Below are 19,655 nucleotides of genomic sequence, written 5' to 3'. Positions count from 1 at the left end.
GGCCAGTTTCGGCGCTGCCTCCCGGATTACAGGAGTTAGCCACCACAACCACGAGCGAGGGCGGCTCCCGCCTCGCGCAGATAGCGGAGCGGGTCGGCGAGCGCGGCCGCACTGCTTCCGGCGAGGTCGGTCAGCGACTCCGCCGCCGCGAACTCCGCGGTCTCAGCCTCGATACTCCCGGCGACCAGCATCGCCGGCACTCCCGCGGCCGCCGCCTGCTCGAGCAGATATGACGGCACCTTGCCCGCGGCCGATTGTGCGTCGAAACGCCCTTCACCGGTGATGAGAACGGATGCCCCGGCGAGCGCCGCCGGAACACCGAGCGCCTCCCCGACAGCCACAGCCCCCGGGGCGAGTGTCGCACCCCAGGCCAGCATGCCGAACGCGGTTCCACCGGCCGCGCCGGCGCCCGCACGTGACGGGTCGACTCGGATCAGCCGCGCCAACCGCGTGAGGTTCGATTCGAGTCCGGTGACCTGCGCGGCGGTCGCACCCTTTTGCGGGCCGAACACCGCGGCGGCGCCGTTCACGCCGAGCAACGGATTCGAGACGTCGCAGAGAATCTGCGCTCCTCCGGCGGGAAGCGCATGCAGCCGGGTCAGGTCGGCTTTGGCGAGGGTGCCCAGCCCGCGGTTGCCGAGCCGGATCGGCCGATTCGTCGCGTCCACGAACAGCGCCCCGAGGGCCGCCAGCGCGCCGGCTCCCCCATCGGTCGAGGCACTGCCGCCGAGCGCGAGCAACAGCCGCACGACGCCTGCATCGAGCGCCGCGGCAATGGCCTGGCCGAAACCGAGCGTGTGCGCGTCGAGCGGGCGCAATGGGTCAAGCAGTGTGAGCCCGCTTGTGTTCGCCAGTTCGACAACTCCGGTGCCGTCCGGCAGGAGCAGCCAACTGCTCTCGACCAGGTGATTGTCTGGCCCCTGCACCTCGACGGGAATCCGTCGTGCGCCCGGCACCGCGGTTTCGAACGCATCGAGTGTGCCCTCGCCGCCGTCGGCCATCGGTAGCAACTGCAGCCGGTCATCCGGCCGCACGGAAGCCCAGCCGTCGGCGATCGCCCGCGCGGCCTCCCCCGCTCGTGCCGTTCCCTTGAACGAGTCGGGCGCAATCACCACGGTCAGCACAGTCATGGCCCCAGCATGCCAGGTGCGTGCCCCTCGCGGTCGAGCTGATGCCGGGCAGATGGCCAGCGGGCGCCGCAGACTCTCGAGATGGAAGCTCTCGGGATGGTTGCGCGAAGGATGCAGTTGGGAGGATTTCCTGGGAGTAGGCTGCCGCCTTTCGCGCGGGGCTCAGTGGCGCTGCGCGCCTCCGAGCCCCGCGCGCCCCAGCATCCGCCCGTCTCACGGCTGGCACACAGCTAACCCTTGAGCGGCTCAAAGAATCGGCGCTTAATGTCGAGGCGGCAACCCTGGCGCGACGAAACGGTGAAATGCGATGAAGAGCTCGATCTACGGCGACCCCGTTCCCCCGAAGAAGGACCGCCGCGAGCAGGCCAGGGAGAAAGCCCGACTGCAACTTGCCGCGGCGCAGAAGCGCGAGCGGCGGGTGAAGTGGGCCTGGCGCGCAGGAATCGGCATCGGCCTGCTCGCCATCGTGACGATCATCGCGCTCGTGATTGCAGGCAGTGCGCGCACCACCGGCACCGGCCCGCTCAACATGGCCAGCGACGGCATCCTGCTCACCGGAGACGGCACCACCGTCACCGCAGTGACAACACCGGCGCTCGCGGCCGACGCCAAGCCCGTCGCCACCGATCTGGCCAACTATCCCAACACCGTCAACATCGTCACCTACGTCGACTATCTCTGCCCGTTCTGCGGAGAATTCGAAACCGCGAACTCGGCCCAGATCACCGGCTGGGTCACGGCCGGCAACGCCACCCTCGAGGTGCACCCCCTGTCGATCCTCGACAGCGCGTCGAAGGGCACCAAATACTCGACCCGCTCGGCCAACGCCGCGGCCTGTGTCGCCAACTACGATCCGAATAGTTTTCTCGCGGTGAACAGCGCCCTCTTCGCGAATCAACCGAAAGAGAACACCGCGGGGCTGACCAACGCGCAATTGACATCCCTGGCGACGGATGCCGGGGCCAGCGACCCAAAGATCGCCAGCTGCATCGCCGACGAAGAGTTCTCGCCCTGGGTGGCCGCGGCGACGAATCGCGCGCTGGCCGGCCCGCTGCCAAACGCGAACATCCCGAAGGTGAACGGTACCCCGACCGTGCTCGTCAATGGAAAGGCCTACACGGGCGCATTCGGCGACGCCGCAGCGTTCCAGGCCTTCGTGACACAGCAGGCCACCGCCGGAGCCGAGTCAACGGCCACCCCCACCCCGACGCCGACGCCGTAGCCAGAGGCACAAGCCGCAGCCGCCAGTCAGAATCCGCCCCCGAATTCCGGACAACAAAGATGTCAGCAAACACCTCCCAGAATGCACACCCGTCACCAAGAACCGCACACATCGTGCGGCAGGCGCTGACCGTTGCGGCTTGCGCTGACGCCGACGGCCGGGGTGACGGATGCCGCCGGGCACGCGACACCCCGCAAAGCCCGACTCAGCCCTCTCGTCAATGGTGCCGATAGGGTCGACCCTGATGAGACGCGCTAATTCGTTCCCCCGTCGCCTGTGGGCTGCTGCCCTGATCCTCGCGATCGGGGTGGGTGGCGGAGCGTTGAGCCTGGGCACCGTGGCCGAACCGGCCCACGCCGCATTGCCAGCGGCGGCCACAATGCCCCCGCCGCCCGACCCGGCCGACTTCGACCCCGGTCTCATCATCAGCGACTACGACTTCTTCAACCCTGACTCGATGACCGAGGCCGGCATTCAAGCCTTTCTCGAGGCGCAGAACTGCCGCCCGAAAGACGACTCCCCCTGCCTTGCCGACTACCGCCAGACCACGGTCTCCCAGCCCAGCGAAGGCCCGGGTCACTGCACCAACTACGTCGGGGCCCGCAATGAGAAGGCCAGCCGCATCATCGCGAAGGTGGCCTCGGCCTGCACGATCAGTCCGCGGGTGCTGCTCGTGCTGCTGCAGAAGGAGCAGTCGCTGCTCACCCGGCCGAGCGAATCCGGCTACCTGCGTGCCGCCGGCTACGGCTGCCCCGACACGGCCGACTGCGACACCAAGTATTTCGGCTTCTTCAACCAGGTCTACAACGCGGCCTGGCAGTTTCGGCAGTACAGCCAGGAACCCGAGCGCACCTACAAGATCGGCACCGTCGACGTCGGATTCAACCCGAACGCCGAGTGCGGGTCGAAGCCGGTCACGATTCTGAACCAGGCCACGGCCAACCTCTACAACTACACGCCGTACCAGCCGAACCGGTCGGCGTTGAAGAGCGCGAAGAGTGAGGGCGACGGATGCTCCGCCTGGGGCAATCTCAATTTCTGGACGTTCTACACAACCTGGTTCGGCCCCTCGACCGACGGCCCGTACCCGGCCTTCCTCGGCAACTGCCTGAGCCTGCCGGGCGGCCAGCCGTGCGTCCCGCCCAGCCTGTTGCCGCGCATCTGAGTTCCCTCTCAGCCTGACATCCCATCGTTCACGATCGCCGCATTCCGGCGTAGCGTGACAGCGTGAGCACGCTGGACCCGGGGCCGCTGGTGACGGTCGAGAACTTTCGAATGGACTTCGGCAAGACCACGGTCATCCGCGATCTGTCGTTCACGATTGAGCGCGGTGAGACGTTCGGTTTCTTGGGCAGCAACGGCTCGGGCAAGACCACGACGATTCGGGCGTTGCTGGGCATCTACCAGCCGACCGCGGGCATCCTGCACATCGACGGGCGGCCGTTCACGCCCGAGACCAGCGGGCGGCTGGGCTATCTGCCCGAAGAGCGCGGACTCTACAAAAAGGAGTCGGTGATCGATGTGATGGTTTACTTTGGTCTGCTCAAGGGCCTCGGCCGTGAGCAAGCGCGCCGGTGGTCGATCGATTATCTCGACCGGGTCGGTTTGGCCGACAAGGAGCGCACCCGCCTCGACAAACTCTCAAGCGGCCAGCAGCAGAAGGTGCAGCTCGGCGTCACGGTGATGAATGAACCGGAGCTGCTCATTCTTGACGAACCGACGAAAGGGTTCGACCCGGTCAACCGGCGGCTGCTGATGGACATCATCGAAGACCAGAAACGGGCCGGGTCCACGGTGATGATGGTCACCCACCAGATGGAAGAGGTCGAACGCCTCTGCGACCGGGTGATCCTGCTCAAAGACGGGGTGTCTCGCGCCTATGGCACCGTCGCCGACGTGCAAGACGAGTTCGGGGGTACCGTCATCCAGATCGATCACGACGGGGTGATCCCCGAGGATGCCGCCTACCGCTGCATCCAAGACGCGCACGGGCACGCCGAGCTTGAGCTCAGCCCCGATGCGGATGCCGCGGCGGTGCTCGCGAGACTCGTCGCCTCAGGCATCGGCGTCAGCCGGTTCACTCCGACTCGTCGTTCTCTCGAGGACATCTTCATCGAGGTCTACGGCCCAGAGGCCGATCGCGAATCTGACCGAGCGGAGGCGTGACATGGCCAGGCACAATCTCGGCACCGTCGTGCGATTCGAGTTCGTCCGCACGGTCACGAAGCGCAGGTTCTGGGTGGCGACACTGTTCGTCCCGGTTGTTCTCATCGTCGTGTTCTCGCTGGTCTTCGTCTCGAACAACTCCCGCACTCAGTCGGAAGCAGCGCAGAAGGACGCGCACTTCTCGTTTGAATACACCGACGCGTCGGGCGTGGTGCTCCCCTCCGTTGTCGACGCGGCCGGCGGAACTCTTGCGCCGAGCACCGAGGCCGGCGTGGCGGCGGTGAAAGCGGGAACAATCGACGCCTTCTTCGCCTATCCGGCCGAGCCGGCCACCCAGAAGATCCAAGTGTTCGGCGCCGACATCGGGGTGTTCAACAACGGCGAGTATGCCTCGGTGGCCCAATCGATCCTGCAGACCAGTGCGGCCGAACGGCTGGGCTCGCCTGAGCTGACGAGCATCGCGGCCGGCAACCTCACGACGAACACCATCACGTATTCGAACGGGACCGTGTCCGGAGGCTTCAACGGGGTGTTTCCTCCGCTGATCTTCCTGGCCATCTTCTACGCGGTCATTCTGCTGCTCGGCAACCAGATGCTGAGCGCGACGCTGGAGGAGAAGGAGAACCGGGTCACCGAGATGATTCTGACCACGATCAACCCGACGAGTCTGATCCTCGGCAAAATCGTGTCGCTGCTGTTCATCGGAATTGTTCAGATGCTGGTCTTCGCCCTGCCCTTTGTGCTCGGCTACGTCTTCTTTCGCGCTCAGCTCAACATCCCGAATCTCGACCTCGCCGCACTCACCTTCGACCCGCAACAGATGATCGTCGGAACGCTCATTCTGCTCGGCGGTTTCGCCCTGTTCACCGGCACCCTGGTGGCACTCGGCGCCGCGATGCCGACGGTGAAGGATGCCGGCCCGATCTACGGCGCACTGATGGTGCTGATCTTCGTGCCGTTCTACACGATCTCGCTGATCATCAGTGATCCGACGGCGCTCATCGTGCAGATCTTCTCCTTCTTTCCGTACTCAGCGCCGGTGACGGCGCTGCTGCGGAATGCCTTCGGCACGCTTCCGCTCTGGCAGGCGATCATCATCATCGCCGAGCTCTGGATTCTGGCCGCCCTGGTGCTGCGCCTGGCGGTTCGGCTGTTTCGCTATGGATCGATCGAGTACTCCCGCAAGATCTCGATTCGGGAGGTGATGCAGTCCGCGAGGCGTCCGGTGAAGCAACGCGAGCTGCCGCCGGTCGCTCACGGCTGAGCGTGCCTATTCGTAGCGGAGCGCATCGATCGGATTCTGCCGGGCCGCCCGGCGGGCCGGCAGCGTGCCGGCGAGAAAGGCGATCAGCATCACGACGAGGATGATGATCGCGATCGACCCGGGTGCGAACTGCATCAGGTGCAAGCCGGGCAGGCCGGACAACACGGTGTTGGCGAGGGCATCGCTGACGACGGAGCCGAGAATGATTGCGACAAGCGCGCCGATCGCGCTGCCGAGAAAACCGATGAACACCGCTTCCATGCTGAACAGGGCGTACACCTTGCCGCCGCTCATACCCATGGCCTTCATTAGCCCGATCTCCCGGGTTCTCTCCTGCACACTCATCAGCAGGGTGTTGATGATGCCGAATCCGGCGGCGATCAGCGCGATCACCGCGAAGGCGTTGAGCACACCGATGATGCCGTTGATGACGGTTTCGAACGACCCGATCTGATCGGCGACGGTGAGCGCGGTGAACCCCTGATCGGCGAGATCACTCTTGATCGTGTCGACCTCGGCCGCTGTCGAACCCGAAGCAATGCGCGCGGTCGCGACCTGATAGCCGAGAGGGAGTCCGGCCGGCCGGCCGGTCGCCTGGATCCGGCTCAGCTCGGTGGTCAGCTGTTGGTTCAGGCCGACGCCGCTCCCGAGCAGCGTCTCGTTCTGCACCCCGACCACCGTCGCCGTCACCTCATGTGCCGTGCCTTGATAGTCGTTCACGCCGATCGTGACCGCCTGGCCGATCGCCGCTTCGGCACTCGCGAAGCCGAGGTTCTCCAGATAGGAGGTGGGCAGCATCACCTCGTTCTCGGTCGAGTTCTCGCTCAGTTGCGCGCCGGCGGCGAGATCGGCCTTCGTCAGCGTCGCCCCCGGATTGACGGTGATCACATACTTGCCGTTGTCCGCGAACTGAATGAAGGTCGGCGTCACCCGGGTGATCGGGTTCACGTCGCTGAGGCCGGGTGTCGCTTCGATCACGGTGAGGTCTTCGGCGCTGATCGGGGTGATGGTCACTCCGGGCGGGCCGCCGTTGACGGTGGCCTGATTCGGCTCGTATTTCGCGGGCCCATTGCTTGCCGAGGTCGACGCATCCGTGGTCTTCGTGATCGTCAGCACGTCGGCGGCGCCGATCGCGGCGACCTGCGCGTTGATGTAGTTCGAGATGCCCGTGCCGATCGCGCTGGTGATCGTCAGGGTGAATGCACCGATGAAGATGGCCACCACGGTGAGGCCGGTGCGCAATTTGCTGCGAAAACTGTTGCCGATCGCGGTGCGCACCAGGTCGAGCGGATTCATGAGTCGGATCCCGGCTGGTCACTCGACGTGTCCCGCGGGTGCAGCAGGCGTTCCTGCGTCGGGTCTTCCACACCGTCGCGCAGAAAGAGCTGCCGGTCGCAACGCTCGGCCAGCTCGACATCGTGGGTGACGATGACGAGGGTGATCCCGTTCTCCCGGTTGAGGTCGAAGAGGATGTCTTCGACCAGTTTTCCCGTGGCCGTGTCGAGGTTGCCGGTCGGCTCATCGGCGAAGATCACCTTCGGGTTGTTCACGAGGGCCCGCGCGATGACCACCCGCTGCTTCTGCCCGCCCGAGAGGTTGATCGCCTTGTTCTTGGCCTTGTCGGCGAGTTCCAGCTGTTCCAGCGCCGCCATTCCGCGAGCCTTCCGCTCCGTCGGGCCGACCCCGGCGATCTTGAGCGGCAGGATCACGTTGTCGAGCACCGTCGCATTCGGGGTGAGGAAGAACTGCTGAAACACGAACCCGAAGTCTTCATTGCGCAGCCGGTTCACCGCCGCAGTCTTGAGTTGTCGCGCATCCGTGCCTTCGACCAGCAGCACCCCACTATCGGGGTTGTCGAGCAGCGCGAGCAAATGCATCAGCGTGGACTTGCCCGACCCGCTCTTGCCGACGATCGCGATCGACTCCCCGGCGCCGATCTCGAGGGACACCCCTTTCAACGCGTCAAAGCGGCTGGCGCCGTGCCCATATGACTTGTGGATGTCTGTGGCCACCAAAACGGGTTCGCTCACGACCGCACCGCCCTTCTGTGCAGAGCACGATAGCGCGCTGCGCAGAGCAGAGTAGCGCGGCTACTCGGAATCAGGCTGAAAGTTCGGGAGGACGGAGGGGTCGGGCCGCGTCCGTCGACGGTGTCAGGCGGCGTCAGGCCACGACAGGCCACGTCAGGCCACCGTGCGCCGTCAACCGGCCGCTGGGGCCGGCGGTGGCATGGGCGCCACCGGTGTCGGCGGGTGCGCGATCATCTCAGGCGCACGCGAGACGAGCAGCCAGGCCGGCAGAATTGAAATGCACAGCACGCTGAGCACCGAGATGTCGCCCACGATGACAACGGCCAGAAACAGTGCGAGCCACCCGTCACGCGCGATCACCAGAATCAGCCCGAGCGTCGCGCTGGCGATGGCGAGACCGAGCGGCACGTCGGGCAGTAGAACGTGCGCGATCAACCCGAGATCCACGCCGATGAACACCGACGGAAAAATGCGGCCGCCCCGAAAACCGGCGGCGGCGGCGATCATCAGGGCGAGGATTTTCACCACGACGATGAGCACCAGTGCGCCCAGGGAGTAGCTCGACGCGTTGCTCAACAGCTCCTCCGATTGCTCGGCGCCCTTGAACAGGGTGATCGGGCCACCGATCGCACCGAGAATGCCGAGAATCACGCCGCCGAGGGTGGTGAAGAGGATGGGGCTCCCGAGCCCGTGGAAGAACCGGTGAAGCACGGGAAAGATGTAGACGATGGCCAGCCCGACGAGGGTCGCCCCGATTGCAATGACGATGCTGCCGCCGATATCGAAACCGTTGGGGACTCCGAGGGGAGGGAGCTTCAGGATCGCCAGCGGTGGCCCGAGCACCGACATGGTCATCGCCCCGGCGCCGGCCGAAACCAGAGGCAGAAACAGCCGGTCGAAAAGTGACCCTCCGGTTTTCAACGCGGCGACGATACCGGTGAAGACCAGTGCGGCCGCGACCGGAGTGCCGAACAGCGCGCCGATGGTTCCCGAGGCGACGAGCATGACGACCATGGTGGTGGGAATCTTCGGCGCGATCCAACGCACCAGGACGACGAGCAGCGCCGTGTTGATCGCGATGATCGGGTTTTCGGGGCCGAGACTGACCCCGCCGGCAAGCCCCAGCACGGCCACCACAGCAAGCGAGGGAAGGGCGATCAGCGGAAGCGGTGGTGCGATGAGCTCTGTCGTCGCACTGTCGCGGCCCCCATGACCGGGTACGAACGCCACGATCAGGCCGACCGCCAGCCCCGTGAGGCTCAGCGTGCCGAAGATCCACCAGCCGGAGGTGGGGTCGGCTCCGACCCAGCCGGGCACGGTTTGCCAGAGAAAGTCTTGAAGAAAATGGGCGAGCTCGTCGAGGGCGAACAACACGACGGCAGAGACCACCCCGATGGCGATCGCCGGAAGCGACAGAACGATCAGTGTGCGAGGAGTGAGGTCGATCGGCGTGGGGGTCGGCCCGCCGTCGGCGTTGCCGCTCACTTGCGTCTCGGCATCCAGGCGGTGACGACCCGGGCGATGGCCAACCCGATGAACAATTGCCCGGCGAGAATCTCGGCGATGGCGAGGGTCTGGCCAGTGGCCGTGACCGGAACGAAGTTGCCGTATCCCGTGGTGCTGAGCGACGTGAAAGAGAAGAACAAGACCTCTGACAAGGAGCCGACCCCCTCGCCCTTGAAGATGTTGCCCTCGACACTCGCCAAGACATACGCGAAGGTGAAAAACATCCCGATCAAAATGTAGGCCGCGACAACGGCGAAGATGGTCTGCGCGTCGATGACGTCGCGATGGATTTGATGACCGATGACCGCCGCGGGGGCGACTCCATAGAAGACGACAGCGGCGGTCGTCATGGCCACCTTGACCCAGGTTCCCTCGGCACCGGAGATCCAGACGAGCGCGATGCCGACGGCGGAGACGATGAGAACCACGGTTGCGACGTCCCGGATGACCTTCTTCACTTCGGCGACCCGAAAGATCACCCCGACAGTGAGGAGTTGCACGAGAAGGGCCAGGGCGCTCGGTTGAAGTCCGGTCTGCGCAGCGCACAACGCGTAGGCAATACCGATGAGGAGCATGACGGTGCCGTAGCCGGGCGTCCAGGCGACGATGCGCTCCCAGAAGTGAGCCGGAGGAACGGGAGGCGGCGCGGTGTCAGTCATGCGCGACCTCCTCGACTCAGGCAGAAACGGTCATCGGCGAGTCTGCGCCTCGTCGAAGCGTGCGGCCCGCGGACACAGCGGGAAACTTCACGCTACTCCTGCGGGGTGTGGTTGGCCATGATCTGCGGTCGAGCGTGTCGAGAGCCCTAGTACGCTGAGCGGATGAATGTCGACCGCGTTGACCGCGCCCTCATCGCGGAGCTGAGCAAGGATGCCCGGCTCTCGATCCGCACCCTGGCCGAACGCGTGCACATCTCCCGCACCGCTGCCCACAAGCGGGTGCAGAACCTCATCGCCAACGGCGTCATCACCGGCTTCTCCGCTCATGTGGACCGCAAGTCGATCGGCCTCAACGTGACCGCGCTCGTCATCGTGACGATCGGCGACGCGTCCTTTCCCGGGATGGCCGCGGCGCTCGCCGAACTCCCCTTCGTCGAGTCCGTGCTCGCAGTCAGCGGCGACATCGACTTCGTGGTGACGGTCAGCGCGCCCGACCACGAGAAATTGAGCGCCGTCATCCTGCAGCAGATCCACGAGATGCCCGGCGTCATTGCCACCCGATCGCACCTCGTGCTCGACGAGCGCGCGGGAAATGCACCCGGTGCGCTCCCGGACACGTGGCAACTCTGACGCCATCTCCACGCTACAAATGGCACGCACTCTCGGCACTCCTCAGCCATCTGTCATCCACCGCTGAGAGGCCCTAGCGGTTCGCTCCCAGGTGGTCGACGATTGCTGCATGAGCACTGTCGCTACCCCTTCCGTTGACCCGGTTTTACCCACCCGGCTGCCCATCCGGCTGATCGACGAGAACGGCGTCGCCGTGGAGGGCGAGCAAACGGCCGGCTTCACGATTCCGGACGTCGAAACCCTGTTGGATCTGTATCGCAAGATGGTTCTTGCTCGCCGTTTCGACGCCCAGGTCACCGCGCTCACCCGGCAGGGGCGCCTCGCCACCTACCCGTCGGCGCTCGGCCAGGAGGCCTGCGAGATCGCATCCGTCGCCGCGCTCGGACCGACCGACTGGCTGTTTCCGACCTACCGCGACACCATCGCGCTGCTCACCCGCGGGGTGAGCCCGGTCGAAATCTTGTCATTCTTCCGCGGTGATTGGCACGGCGGGTTCGACCCGCACGAGCACCGCATCTCCCCGCAATCGACCCCGCTGGCCACCCAGGCACTGCACGCCGTCGGCCTGGCCACCGCCGCGAAACTCAAACACGACGACACCGTCGCGCTCACCTTTCTCGGCGACGGGTCAACCAGCGAGGGCGACGCCCACGAGGCGTTCAACTTCGCCTCGGTCTGGCAGGCTCCGGCAGTTTTTGTGATTCAGAACAATCAGTATGCGATCAGCGTTCCGTTCAGCAAGCAGTCGCACGCTCGCACCCTGGCCGATCGGGCGATCGGCTACGGCATGCCCGGCTACTTCGTCGACGGCAACGATGTCGCCGCCATGTTCGCGGTAATCACGGCGAGCATCGATCGCGCCCGCACCGGAGGCGGCCCGACGATGATCGAGGGCCTCACCTACCGGATGGAGTCGCACACCAACTCCGATGACCCCACCCGCTATCGCGACGCATCCGAGGTCGAGCACTGGCGCCGACTCGACCCGGTCGAGCGTCTCGAAAAGTACCTGACCGACATCGGAGCCCTCACCGACGAGGTGCGCCTGTCGATCACGAGCGACGCCGAGGACCTCGCCACCCTCACCCGAGACGCGATGAACGAAACACCCGTGATCGACCCGCTCTCGCTCTTCGACCACATCTACGCTCAGCCCCGCCCCGCGCTGCTCGAACAGCGCGAGTTTCTCGCCCGCGAGTTGGCCTCGATCGAACCGGGAACCCCCTCATGACCATCATCGACAACCCGACCCCTGCTGCGAAGCCCCGCAAGCCGGACACCGTGAACGCGACACAGCACGCGACACCGGATGCCCCGGACGCCTCGGCATCCTCCACCCCGCCGGCTCCCACCTCGCTGAGTATTGCCGGCGCCTTGAATGCCGCACTCCGCGACGCCCTTGCCGAGGACCCGAACGTCGTTGTCTTCGGAGAGGATGTCGGCCCGCTCGGCGGAGTGTTCCGGGTGACCGATGCCCTGCAGAAGCAATTCGGCGAGGAGCGGGTCTGGGATTCGCCGCTGGCCGAATCCGGCATCGTCGGCACCGCGATCGGCATGGCCATGTACGGCCTGCGCCCGGTGGTCGAAATGCAGTTCGACGCGTTCAGCTACCCCGCGTTCGAGCAGATCACCTCGCACCTGGCGAAGATGCGCAACCGCACGAAGGGCCGGGTCACGCTGCCGATCGTCATCCGCATTCCCTACGCCGGGGGCATCGGCGGCGTCGAGCACCACTCCGATTCGTCGGAGGCGTACTGGACCCACACTCCGGGCCTCACCGTCGTCACCCCGTCGAATCCGGCCGACGCCTATTCGATGCTGCGTGAGGCGATCGCGAGCGACGACCCGGTCATTTTTCTGGAACCGAAGAGCCGCTATTGGGTGAAGGATGACGTGGCTCTGCCCGCGCAGACACTCCCGATGACCGAGGCGCAGGTGCTGCGGGTAGGCAGCGATGTCACGCTGCTCGCCTACGGGCCCACCGTGAAGACCGCGCTGCACGCGGCCGAGCTCGGCGAGCAGGAGGGACTCTCGGTCGAGGTCATCGACCTCCGCAGCCTCTCCCCGTTCGACGATGCGACGGTGAGCGCGTCGGTGCGCAAGACCGGCCGGGCCGCGGTCATCCATGAGGCCGCCCAGTTCGGCGGCTATGGCGCCGAGGTTGCCGCGCGGGTGACTGAGCGCAACTTCTTCTACCTTGCCGCACCGATCTTGCGGATCGCTGGTTTCGACATCCCGTACCCGGCTCCGAAGCTCGAGGAACACTACCTGCCGACGGCCGAACGCGTGCTCGCCGCTCTCGACACCTGGGAATGGTGAGCTCAATGCCCAACGACCTTCTGAAACCTGCCTCACTGATGCCTCACGACTTCTTGCTGCCGGACCTCGGCGAAGGACTAACCGAAGCCGAGATCGTGACGTGGCTGGTCAAGCCCGGCGACGTGATCGCCATCGACCAGGTGGTGGTCGAGGTGGAGTCCGCGAAGTCCGTGGTCGAACTGCCGTCGCCATTCGGCGGCCGGGTCGTGACGCTGCACGCCGCGGCCGGCGAGGTGGTGCACAAGGGTTCGCCGTTGATCACGGTGGTGCCGGTGGGGGCTGAGCTGCCGGTGGATGCTGGGGTTTCGGTGGATGCTGAGGCTCCCGTGGATGCTGAGGCTCCCGTCGCGGCTCGTCCCCTCGATTCGGGGATGGCGGCAGGTTCCGGCGCGGTTCTCGTCGGCTACGGCACGAGCGAGTCGACGGTGCGGCTGAAGCGGCCGGCCGGTGGACGGTTCGGGGCCAGCACGATCGCGCCGGCCTCGGCTCCCGCGACGGCCATTCTCGACCCGAGCCGGCGCTCCCCCGTCGTCTCCCCGCTGGTGCGCAAGCGGGCGAAATCGCACGGCTTTGATGCCAGCCAATTGGTCGGCAGCGGTCCGGATTCCCTCGTGCTGCGCGACGACGTCGAGGCGGCGATTGCCGCGCTCGCGTTGCAGAACTCGGCCACGCTGAGGGAGCCCGGCACGACCGAGACCGACCTTGCCGCATCCGTCGTGCCGTCAGCCGCTTCCGGCCCGTCGGCGACGACCCTCGTCGTGCCCGACGCGGTGCCGCACCTCGGTACCGACGATCTGCGCATCCCGATCACCGGTCTGCGCAAGGTCGTGGCTGAGCGCCTCAGTCGGTCGCGCCGGGAGATTCCCGAGGCGACGATCTGGCTTGACGTCGACGCGACCGAACTGTTCACGGCCAAGGAGCGGCTGCAGAAGTCCACGGGCGAGCGGTTCAGCCTGACTGCGTTGATCGCGCGTTTCGTCGTCGCCGGGCTGCGGCAATATCCGATCCTCAACTCGTCGCTGAGCGCCGACGGTCAGGCGATCATCCAGCACGGGCGGATCAACCTCGGGCTGGCTGCGCAGACGCCGCGCGGGCTGATGGTTCCGGTCGTGCACAACGCGCAGGACATGACGACCAGTCAGCTGCGGGATGCGATCGTGACTCTCGTCACCGCCAGCGAGAAGGGCGAATTCGGGCCCGGCACGCTGTCGGGCGGCACCTTCACCCTGAACAATTACGGCGGGTTCGGCGTCGACGGCTCCACCCCGATCATCAACTTCCCCGAGGTGGCGATGCTCGGAATCGGGCGAGTGCTTGAGCGCCCGTGGGTCGTCGATGGGGAGTTGGCGGTGCGTCGCGTGATGCAACTCTCGTTCGTGTTCGACCACCGTGTCTGTGACGGCGATGTCGCATCCGGTTTTCTCACCTATGTGGCGCGCTGCATCGAGGAGCCGCTGCTGCTGCTCGGCAACGTGTAGTTCTACTGCGTTGCGCGGGTTGAACGCCGCCGCGCGGGGTGAGTTCACCCCGCGCGGCGGATTCTCGGCCTGAGCGACGCTAGCCAGAAGGCCGATGAGCGCCGTTCCCCGCAGCGGAGATTTCGTGTGATTCGGGGAATTCCGCCCCGAATTCCACACCTTTCTGAAGAATCTCCGCAGTTGCGAACGTCACAGCTCCGTTCACACGCGACCCAGGTTCGAGGATCGTCTCGCTGGATCTCGAGACGCGGCCTCCTCCGTCGGCTGCTCCTCGATCAACGATGTGTCGATAATGTTCAGCTGTGGAAGCCTCCAGCCTCTTGGGAGAGCTGCGGGTGCTCAAGGCTGAACATGAGCGACTGCTGGGACGCTAGACGCGCGACCCCGTGAACACCGGACGCCGCTTCTGCTGGAACGCCGCGAAGCCCTCCCGGTAGTCGTCGGTCGCGCAGAGCGCACCCTGCGCCGCATTCTCGTCGGCGAGTGAGGTCCAGAGCCCGATCCGCTCGTCCCGCAACCGCGCCACGAGGGCCTTGCTTGCCAGGAATGCACCAGTCGCGCCGGTCGCCACCTTCGCGACTCGCTCCCGGGTGAAGTCGAGCAGGGAATCCTCCGCAACAGCCCGGCTGAACAGACCGGCCGCCACGGCTTCCGCCCCACTCATCAACTCTGCCGTGTAGATCAGATCGAGCGTGCGATGCGCGCCGAGCCGTTCGACGAAGAGCGCATGTCCCCCCGAATCGAGCGTCGCCCCGAGGTTCGCGAACGGGGATCCGATCTTCGCGGTGTCTGCCACGTAAACCACATCCGTCGCGATCAACAATCCGAGGCCGACGCCGAGGCAGGCGCCTTGCGCCGCGGCGAAGGTCGGTGCGGGAAAGTTCGCGAGCTGACGCAGCAGCGGAGTGACCACGTCATCCAGGTAGCCGCGCGCGTCATCCGTCGCCGGATCGACCCCCGAAATGTCCCGCCCGGCACAGAACGCACGCCCTTCGCCGCGCAGCAGAAGCGCACGCACACCCGCCTCATGCGCCTCCGTCAGCGCACTCGAGAGACCGGCGATCGCACTCTCGTCGAGCGAGTTGAGCTTGGCCGGGTCATTCAGAACGATCTCGGCGACGCCGCCGGCGATGGTCACTTCAACGGGCATGACACTCCTTCAATTCGCAGCGGATGCGACGTCAACACACTCACGGTCACGCGTCGTAGTTGACGCAGACCTTCTCGCTCGTGGGAACAGCCTGGCAGGTGAGCACATAACCACGCGCCAATTCCTCGGGCTCGAGCGCGTAGTTTTCGACCATGTCGACGGTGCCCTCGGTGAGCACCGCGCGGCAGGTGCCGCAGACGCCGCCCGCACAGGCGAACGGCACGTCACCGCGCACGCGCAACGCCGCGTTCAGGATGCTCTCGTTGCTGTGCACCGGACTCGTCACCGTGGCCGTCGTGCCGTCGAGCACAAACGAAATACTGTGCACCTGATCGTCATCGCGCGGAAGAACAGGCCGCCCGGCTTGCCCGGTGAGGTTGTCGGGGCGGTCGGTCGTAAAGAGTTCGTAGCGGATGGCCGACACGTCGACGCCCAGCTCGGCGAGGGTGTCGCGGCAGAGCTGAACGAGATCGAACGGGCCGCAGATGAACCATTCGTCAACATTCGCCGGGCTGATCAGCGCGTCGAGGATGCTGCGCACCTTCTCGGCGTCGAGGCGGCCGGAGAGCAACTCTGAACTCCGGCGCTCGCGAGTGAGCACGTGATAGAGCGCGAGCCTGGCGGGGTAGCGGTCTTTCAGGTCGGCGAGTTCGTCGACGAACATCGTGTCCATCGCGGTGCGGTTGGAATAGACGAGCGAGAACGTATTGCCGGGCGACGCCTTGAGGGTTCCCTCGATCAGGGCCATCACCGGGGTGATTCCCGAGCCGGCGGCAATCGCCACATAGTGCGCGTTGGCGCGCACGGGCACCTGCGAGGTGAACCGGCCCTCCGGGCTCATCACGTCGATCTGCATACCGGGCTGCAGGTTCTCGATGGCCCAGGTCGAGAACAGTCCGCCGAGGTCGCGCTTGATCGCGACCTTCAGCTCACCGGCGACCGGCGCCTGGCAGATCGAATAGCTGCGACGCACGTCTTCGCCGCCGAGCGAGGTGCGGATCGCGATGTACTGCCCCGGCGCATAGTCGTACTTGCCGGCCAGCTCGTCGGGAACGGCGAAGGTGATCTCCACCGAATCCGCGGTGAGTGGGCGCACCGCCGAAACGGTCAGCGAGTGAAAGCGCGCGCGTCGCCGGGTCGGGATGATGCGGGAGTCGGACGCCGCCGCATCCGTCGGATCGACTGGCGTCGCATTCGTCGCATCCGTGGCGCCGGTCGTCGTCGAGTCTGCAGTTGTCGAATCGGCAGTCGTCATGGCTGTCATTCTCAGTGTTCCTTGAAGTAGTCGAACGGCTCCTGGCAGCGCTGGCACACGTAGAGTGCCTTGCACGAGGTGGAGCCGAAGCGGGAAAGTTCGCGCGTGTGCAGCGAGCCGCAGTGCGGGCAGCGGATGCCGAGGCCCAGGCTCACTTTGCCGCCGGGTTGGCGAGCAGCCGGGGCTGCGATCCCGTACTCCTCCAGCTTCGCCCGGCCGGCGTCGCTCAGCCAGTCAGTGGTCCAGGCGGGGGCCAGCACCACGTTGACCGTCACGTTCGTGTAGCCGTGCTGAGTGAGCGCCGTCACGATGTCGTCGCGCATGGCGTCGACGGCTGGGCAGCCGGAGTAGGTGGGCGTGATGTCGACCGAAACCGCACCGTCGGTGACGTTGACGCGGCGCAGCACGCCCAGGTCTTCAATCGTCAGCACCGGAACTTCGGGGTCACAGACCGTGGCCGCGATGGCCCAGGCGGCGCGGTCGGCGTCGCTCGCGGGCAGCGGGCGAGCTTCGGTTTCGAGAGCTGTTGCAGCGTCAAGCTCCGCGGCGGACAGCGCCGCGGGAGTCGTTGCCTGATCGACTCGAGAATCCAAAACGGTGGCTACCATGATGCTCCCGGGTGCGCGCGAGCGAGCACCTGCATCTCGGCGAGCAGCGTGCCGAGGGCCTCGGAATGCACGCCGTCACGCCCACCGCCGCGCACCGGCTGCATCGTCGGAACCGTGAGACCGGCATCCTCGATCAGCTTCGGAACTGTGGCATCGAACCCCGCGCGCATCCGCGCCGAGTCAGCGGCGATGCCCGGCAGCGCGGCCGCGGCGGGCTCGTCCCGAAAGAGTTCATCGGCAAACGGCCACATCGCGTCGAGCCCGCGCTGCATTCGACGGTGCGACTCGTCGGTGCCGAGGCCGAGCCGCAGCAGCCACTGAATGCTGTGATCGAGGTGGTAGTCGACCTCCTTGACCGCCTTGGCCGCGATCGCGGCGAGCATCGGGTCGGCCGAGTTCGACAGCTCGCGGTAGAGCAGGTCGAAATAGACGGATGCGATCAGCTGCTTCGCAATGGTCTGCGCGAAGTCGCCGTTTGGCTGCTCGAACAGCTGGCGGCAGCGGAACTCGGACTCGGAGCGGAAATAGGCGAGGTCGTCTTCGCTCTTGCCCCAGGCGGAACCGGCGTAGGTGAGCAGGCTGCGGGCGTGGCCGAGCACGTCGAGGCCGATGTTGCCGAGCGCGATGTCCTCTTCGATTTCAGGGGCGTTCGCGATCCACTCCCCCAGGCGTTGCGCGAGAATCAGCGCGTCATCGCCGAGTCCGAGGGCGTACTCGGCCACGGCATCGGATGCGACGAGGTCGGTGCGTTCGATCGACTCGGCGATCGACTCGGGCGTGACGACCGAGGCGTTGCCGATCCGTGGGATCTGCGAGGCCGAGGCGTGGGTGCCGGCTGCGGTACTCATAGGTGGGGCACCGTTTCGGAGGCCGTGTAGTAGGTCGCGTGACGGTAGTCCTTGCCCTGCGGGGACTCGAAAAATGCACCCTTCGCATCCGGATCTGACGCGGTGATTGCCGACGCGGGAACGACCCACACCGACACTCCCTCGCCGCGGCGCGTGTAGAGGTCGCGGGCGTTGCGCACGGCCATGATTTCGTCGGGGGCGTGCAGCGAACCGGCGTGCACGTGGGACAGACCGCGGGACGAGCGGATGAAGACTTCCCACAGCGGCCACGTCTCGCGCTTGCCTGAATCTCCGGGGCTGGTCATGATGCGATCCTCTGGGTCTCGTTCTGGGCGTTGTCGGCCTGCTTGTCGGCCTGGTTGTCGGCCTGCTTCTTGTCGGCGTAGACGCGGGCTGCTTCGCGCACCCATTCGCCGCCCTCGTGGGCGTCGCGCCGACGGTTCACCCGCACGGTGTTGGCCTGGCCGCGGCCGGCCAGCACCTCGTGGAACTCGGTCCAATCGAGTTCGCCGAAGTCGTAGTGGCCGCGCTCTTCGTTCCAGGCAATGTCGGGGTCTGGCAGGGTGACGCCAAGAATCTCGGCCTGGGGAACGAGCATGTCGACGAAGCGCTGGCGCAGCTCGTCGTTGCCGAAGCGCTTGATGTTCCAGGCCATGCTCTGCTGCGAGTTCGGCGAGTCGCCATCCGGCGGGCCGAACATCATCAGGGCCGGCGCGTACCAACGATTGACCGACTCTTGGGCCATGGCCTTCTGCTCGTCGGATCCGTTCATCAACGACAGCAGAATCTCGAAGCCTTGACGCTGGTGGAACGATTCCTCTTTGCAGATGCGCACCATCGCGCGGGCGTAGGGGCCATAGGATGCCCGGCACAGCGGCACCTGGTTGCAGATTGCGGCGCCGTCGACGAGCCAGCCGATCGAACCCATGTCGGCCCAGGTCGGGCTGAGGTAGTTGAAGATCGACGAGTACTTGGCCTTGCCGGTGATCAGCTGGTCGAACATGGTCTCGCGGTCGACGCCGAGCGTCTGGGCGGCGGAGTAGAGGTAGAGTCCGTGGCCGGCTTCGTCTTGCACCTTGGCCATCAGGATCGCCTTGCGCTTGAGACTGGGCGCGCGGGTGATCCAGTTGCCCTCCGGCTGCATGCCGATGATCTCGGAATGCGCATGCTGCGAAATCTGGCGCACGAGGGTCTTGCGGTAGCCCTCCGGCATCCAGTCGGTCGGCTCTACCCGGCTGTCGGCGGCGATGATTTCGTCGAACCGTGCCTGGCCGACTTCGTCGGCGGTGCCACTGGGGGTATCCACGAGGAGCCTCCTTGCTCTGAGGCCACGAAAGCCGCTGGTTCCGGTGAGCTTCATTGCTACCACTTACCGATCGTTCAGTAAAAC

The 19,655-nt window shown here is 65.9% G+C and carries 19 protein-coding genes; 8 read left to right on the top strand and 11 right to left on the bottom strand.

All coding sequences use genetic code 11. The features are described from left to right. Window positions 1-35: 35 nt before the first annotated feature. Window positions 36-1,130, bottom strand: a complete 1,095-nt coding sequence (locus AC1DCF_RS12975) for a glycerate kinase (protein WP_477211366.1) — start codon at window positions 1,128-1,130, stop codon at window positions 36-38. Between the two features lie 307 nt (window positions 1,131-1,437). Between AC1DCF_RS12975 and AC1DCF_RS12970 the strand changes: the two genes are divergently transcribed. From AC1DCF_RS12970 to AC1DCF_RS12955, 4 genes are all read left to right on the top strand, one after another. Next, the gene (locus AC1DCF_RS12970) at window positions 1,438-2,352 is read left to right on the top strand and encodes a DsbA family protein (RefSeq protein WP_477211365.1); all 915 of its coding nucleotides are present in this window, start codon (window positions 1,438-1,440) and stop codon (window positions 2,350-2,352) included. A gap of 244 nt (window positions 2,353-2,596) precedes the next feature. Beyond that, complete coding sequence (locus AC1DCF_RS12965) at window positions 2,597-3,517, top strand: hypothetical protein (protein ID WP_477211364.1); 921 nt, start codon at window positions 2,597-2,599, stop codon at window positions 3,515-3,517. A 110-nt stretch (window positions 3,518-3,627) separates the two neighbouring features. Beyond that, the gene (locus tag AC1DCF_RS12960; RefSeq protein WP_477211566.1) at window positions 3,628-4,518 is read left to right on the top strand and encodes an ABC transporter ATP-binding protein; all 891 of its coding nucleotides are present in this window, start codon (window positions 3,628-3,630) and stop codon (window positions 4,516-4,518) included. 1 nt (window position 4,519) lies between these two features. Next, window positions 4,520-5,782, top strand: a complete 1,263-nt coding sequence (locus AC1DCF_RS12955; RefSeq protein ID WP_477211363.1) for an ABC transporter permease — start codon at window positions 4,520-4,522, stop codon at window positions 5,780-5,782. A 6-nt stretch (window positions 5,783-5,788) separates the two neighbouring features. Here the strand turns inward: AC1DCF_RS12955 and AC1DCF_RS12950 are convergent, their stop codons facing one another. The 4 genes from AC1DCF_RS12950 to AC1DCF_RS12935 form a co-directional block, all read right to left on the bottom strand. Continuing rightward, window positions 5,789-7,078, bottom strand: coding sequence for an ABC transporter permease (locus tag AC1DCF_RS12950; RefSeq protein ID WP_477211362.1), 1,290 nt, complete (start codon window positions 7,076-7,078; stop codon window positions 5,789-5,791). Then, window positions 7,075-7,812 (bottom strand): ABC transporter ATP-binding protein, encoded by a 738-nt coding sequence (locus AC1DCF_RS12945; RefSeq protein WP_477211361.1) that lies wholly within the window; start codon window positions 7,810-7,812, stop codon window positions 7,075-7,077. The genes AC1DCF_RS12950 and AC1DCF_RS12945 overlap by 4 nt, the downstream gene beginning before the upstream one ends. Window positions 7,813-7,983: 171 nt before the next feature. Continuing rightward, the gene (locus AC1DCF_RS12940; protein WP_477211360.1) at window positions 7,984-9,297 is read right to left on the bottom strand and encodes an ion channel protein; all 1,314 of its coding nucleotides are present in this window, start codon (window positions 9,295-9,297) and stop codon (window positions 7,984-7,986) included. Continuing rightward, the gene (locus AC1DCF_RS12935; RefSeq protein WP_477211359.1) at window positions 9,294-9,977 is read right to left on the bottom strand and encodes a potassium channel family protein; all 684 of its coding nucleotides are present in this window, start codon (window positions 9,975-9,977) and stop codon (window positions 9,294-9,296) included. Before AC1DCF_RS12935 ends, AC1DCF_RS12940 begins: the two co-directional genes overlap by 4 nt. Window positions 9,978-10,139: 162 nt before the next feature. On the opposite strand from AC1DCF_RS12935, the gene AC1DCF_RS12930 reads away from it, so the two are divergent. From AC1DCF_RS12930 to AC1DCF_RS12915, 4 genes are all read left to right on the top strand, one after another. Further along, window positions 10,140-10,607 (top strand): Lrp/AsnC family transcriptional regulator, encoded by a 468-nt coding sequence (locus AC1DCF_RS12930; RefSeq protein ID WP_441790257.1) that lies wholly within the window; start codon window positions 10,140-10,142, stop codon window positions 10,605-10,607. Window positions 10,608-10,716: 109 nt separating this feature from the next. Continuing rightward, complete coding sequence (gene pdhA, locus AC1DCF_RS12925; RefSeq protein ID WP_477211358.1) at window positions 10,717-11,838, top strand: pyruvate dehydrogenase (acetyl-transferring) E1 component subunit alpha; 1,122 nt, start codon at window positions 10,717-10,719, stop codon at window positions 11,836-11,838. Continuing rightward, window positions 11,835-12,926 carry an alpha-ketoacid dehydrogenase subunit beta gene (locus AC1DCF_RS12920; RefSeq protein ID WP_477211357.1) on the top strand — a complete coding sequence of 364 codons (1,092 nt, stop codon included), beginning with the start codon at window positions 11,835-11,837 and terminating at the stop codon, window positions 12,924-12,926. Before pdhA ends, AC1DCF_RS12920 begins: the two co-directional genes overlap by 4 nt. A 5-nt stretch (window positions 12,927-12,931) precedes the next feature. Beyond that, on the top strand, window positions 12,932-14,404 hold the full coding sequence (locus AC1DCF_RS12915) for a dihydrolipoamide acetyltransferase family protein (protein WP_477211356.1): 1,473 nt from the start codon (window positions 12,932-12,934) through the stop codon (window positions 14,402-14,404). Window positions 14,405-14,774: 370 nt separating this feature from the next. On the opposite strand, the gene AC1DCF_RS12910 is transcribed toward AC1DCF_RS12915, so the two are convergent. The 6 genes from AC1DCF_RS12910 to paaA are packed head-to-tail and all read right to left on the bottom strand — an operon-like array spanning window position 14,775 to window position 19,625. Continuing rightward, entirely contained in the window at window positions 14,775-15,554 is a 780-nt protein-coding gene (locus AC1DCF_RS12910; RefSeq protein ID WP_477211355.1) for an enoyl-CoA hydratase/isomerase family protein, read from the bottom strand. Between the two features lie 46 nt (window positions 15,555-15,600). After that, complete coding sequence (gene paaE / locus AC1DCF_RS12905) at window positions 15,601-16,809, bottom strand: 1,2-phenylacetyl-CoA epoxidase subunit PaaE (protein WP_477211354.1); 1,209 nt, start codon at window positions 16,807-16,809, stop codon at window positions 15,601-15,603. Between the two features lie 11 nt (window positions 16,810-16,820). Then, window positions 16,821-17,417: a 1,2-phenylacetyl-CoA epoxidase subunit PaaD gene (gene paaD / locus AC1DCF_RS12900; protein WP_477211353.1), complete on the bottom strand. Its 597-nt coding sequence runs from the start codon at window positions 17,415-17,417 to the stop codon at window positions 16,821-16,823. Then, on the bottom strand, window positions 17,411-18,265 hold the full coding sequence (gene paaC / locus AC1DCF_RS12895; protein ID WP_477211352.1) for a 1,2-phenylacetyl-CoA epoxidase subunit PaaC: 855 nt from the start codon (window positions 18,263-18,265) through the stop codon (window positions 17,411-17,413). The genes paaD and paaC overlap by 7 nt, the downstream gene beginning before the upstream one ends. Then, window positions 18,262-18,570 carry a 1,2-phenylacetyl-CoA epoxidase subunit PaaB gene (gene paaB / locus AC1DCF_RS12890; protein WP_441790264.1) on the bottom strand — a complete coding sequence of 103 codons (309 nt, stop codon included), beginning with the start codon at window positions 18,568-18,570 and terminating at the stop codon, window positions 18,262-18,264. The genes paaC and paaB overlap by 4 nt, the downstream gene beginning before the upstream one ends. Then, the gene (gene paaA / locus AC1DCF_RS12885) at window positions 18,567-19,625 is read right to left on the bottom strand and encodes a 1,2-phenylacetyl-CoA epoxidase subunit PaaA (protein ID WP_477211565.1); all 1,059 of its coding nucleotides are present in this window, start codon (window positions 19,623-19,625) and stop codon (window positions 18,567-18,569) included. Before paaA ends, paaB begins: the two co-directional genes overlap by 4 nt. Window positions 19,626-19,655 lie beyond the last annotated feature (30 nt).

It is taken from the genome of Leifsonia sp. 10L418 (assembly GCF_056395445.1).
Note: the sequence above shows the minus strand (reverse complement) of the source record. Positions and strands in the feature narration are given on the sequence as shown.

What these genes read in the sequence shown, in the direction of transcription:
- AC1DCF_RS12975 (WP_477211366.1), bottom strand. Translation starts at nt 1,130, where the DNA reads ATGACTGTGCTGACCGTGGTGATTGCGCCCGACTCGTTCAAGGGAACG.
- AC1DCF_RS12970 (WP_477211365.1), top strand. Translation starts at nt 1,438, where the DNA reads ATGAAGAGCTCGATCTACGGCGACCCCGTTCCCCCGAAGAAGGACCGC.
- AC1DCF_RS12965 (WP_477211364.1), top strand. Translation starts at nt 2,597, where the DNA reads ATGAGACGCGCTAATTCGTTCCCCCGTCGCCTGTGGGCTGCTGCCCTG.
- AC1DCF_RS12960 (WP_477211566.1), top strand. Translation starts at nt 3,628, where the DNA reads ATGGACTTCGGCAAGACCACGGTCATCCGCGATCTGTCGTTCACGATT.
- AC1DCF_RS12955 (WP_477211363.1), top strand. Translation starts at nt 4,520, where the DNA reads ATGGCCAGGCACAATCTCGGCACCGTCGTGCGATTCGAGTTCGTCCGC.
- AC1DCF_RS12950 (WP_477211362.1), bottom strand. Translation starts at nt 7,078, where the DNA reads ATGAATCCGCTCGACCTGGTGCGCACCGCGATCGGCAACAGTTTTCGC.
- AC1DCF_RS12935 (WP_477211359.1), bottom strand. Translation starts at nt 9,977, where the DNA reads ATGACTGACACCGCGCCGCCTCCCGTTCCTCCGGCTCACTTCTGGGAG.
- AC1DCF_RS12930 (WP_441790257.1), top strand. Translation starts at nt 10,140, where the DNA reads ATGAATGTCGACCGCGTTGACCGCGCCCTCATCGCGGAGCTGAGCAAG.
- pdhA (WP_477211358.1), top strand. Translation starts at nt 10,717, where the DNA reads ATGAGCACTGTCGCTACCCCTTCCGTTGACCCGGTTTTACCCACCCGG.
- AC1DCF_RS12920 (WP_477211357.1), top strand. Translation starts at nt 11,835, where the DNA reads ATGACCATCATCGACAACCCGACCCCTGCTGCGAAGCCCCGCAAGCCG.
- AC1DCF_RS12915 (WP_477211356.1), top strand. Translation starts at nt 12,932, where the DNA reads ATGCCCAACGACCTTCTGAAACCTGCCTCACTGATGCCTCACGACTTC.
- AC1DCF_RS12910 (WP_477211355.1), bottom strand. Translation starts at nt 15,554, where the DNA reads ATGCCCGTTGAAGTGACCATCGCCGGCGGCGTCGCCGAGATCGTTCTG.
- paaE (WP_477211354.1), bottom strand. Translation starts at nt 16,809, where the DNA reads ATGACGACTGCCGATTCGACAACTGCAGACTCGACGACGACCGGCGCC.
- paaD (WP_477211353.1), bottom strand. Translation starts at nt 17,417, where the DNA reads ATGGTAGCCACCGTTTTGGATTCTCGAGTCGATCAGGCAACGACTCCC.
- paaC (WP_477211352.1), bottom strand. Translation starts at nt 18,265, where the DNA reads ATGAGTACCGCAGCCGGCACCCACGCCTCGGCCTCGCAGATCCCACGG.
- paaB (WP_441790264.1), bottom strand. Translation starts at nt 18,570, where the DNA reads ATGACCAGCCCCGGAGATTCAGGCAAGCGCGAGACGTGGCCGCTGTGG.
- paaA (WP_477211565.1), bottom strand. Translation starts at nt 19,625, where the DNA reads ATGAAGCTCACCGGAACCAGCGGCTTTCGTGGCCTCAGAGCAAGGAGG.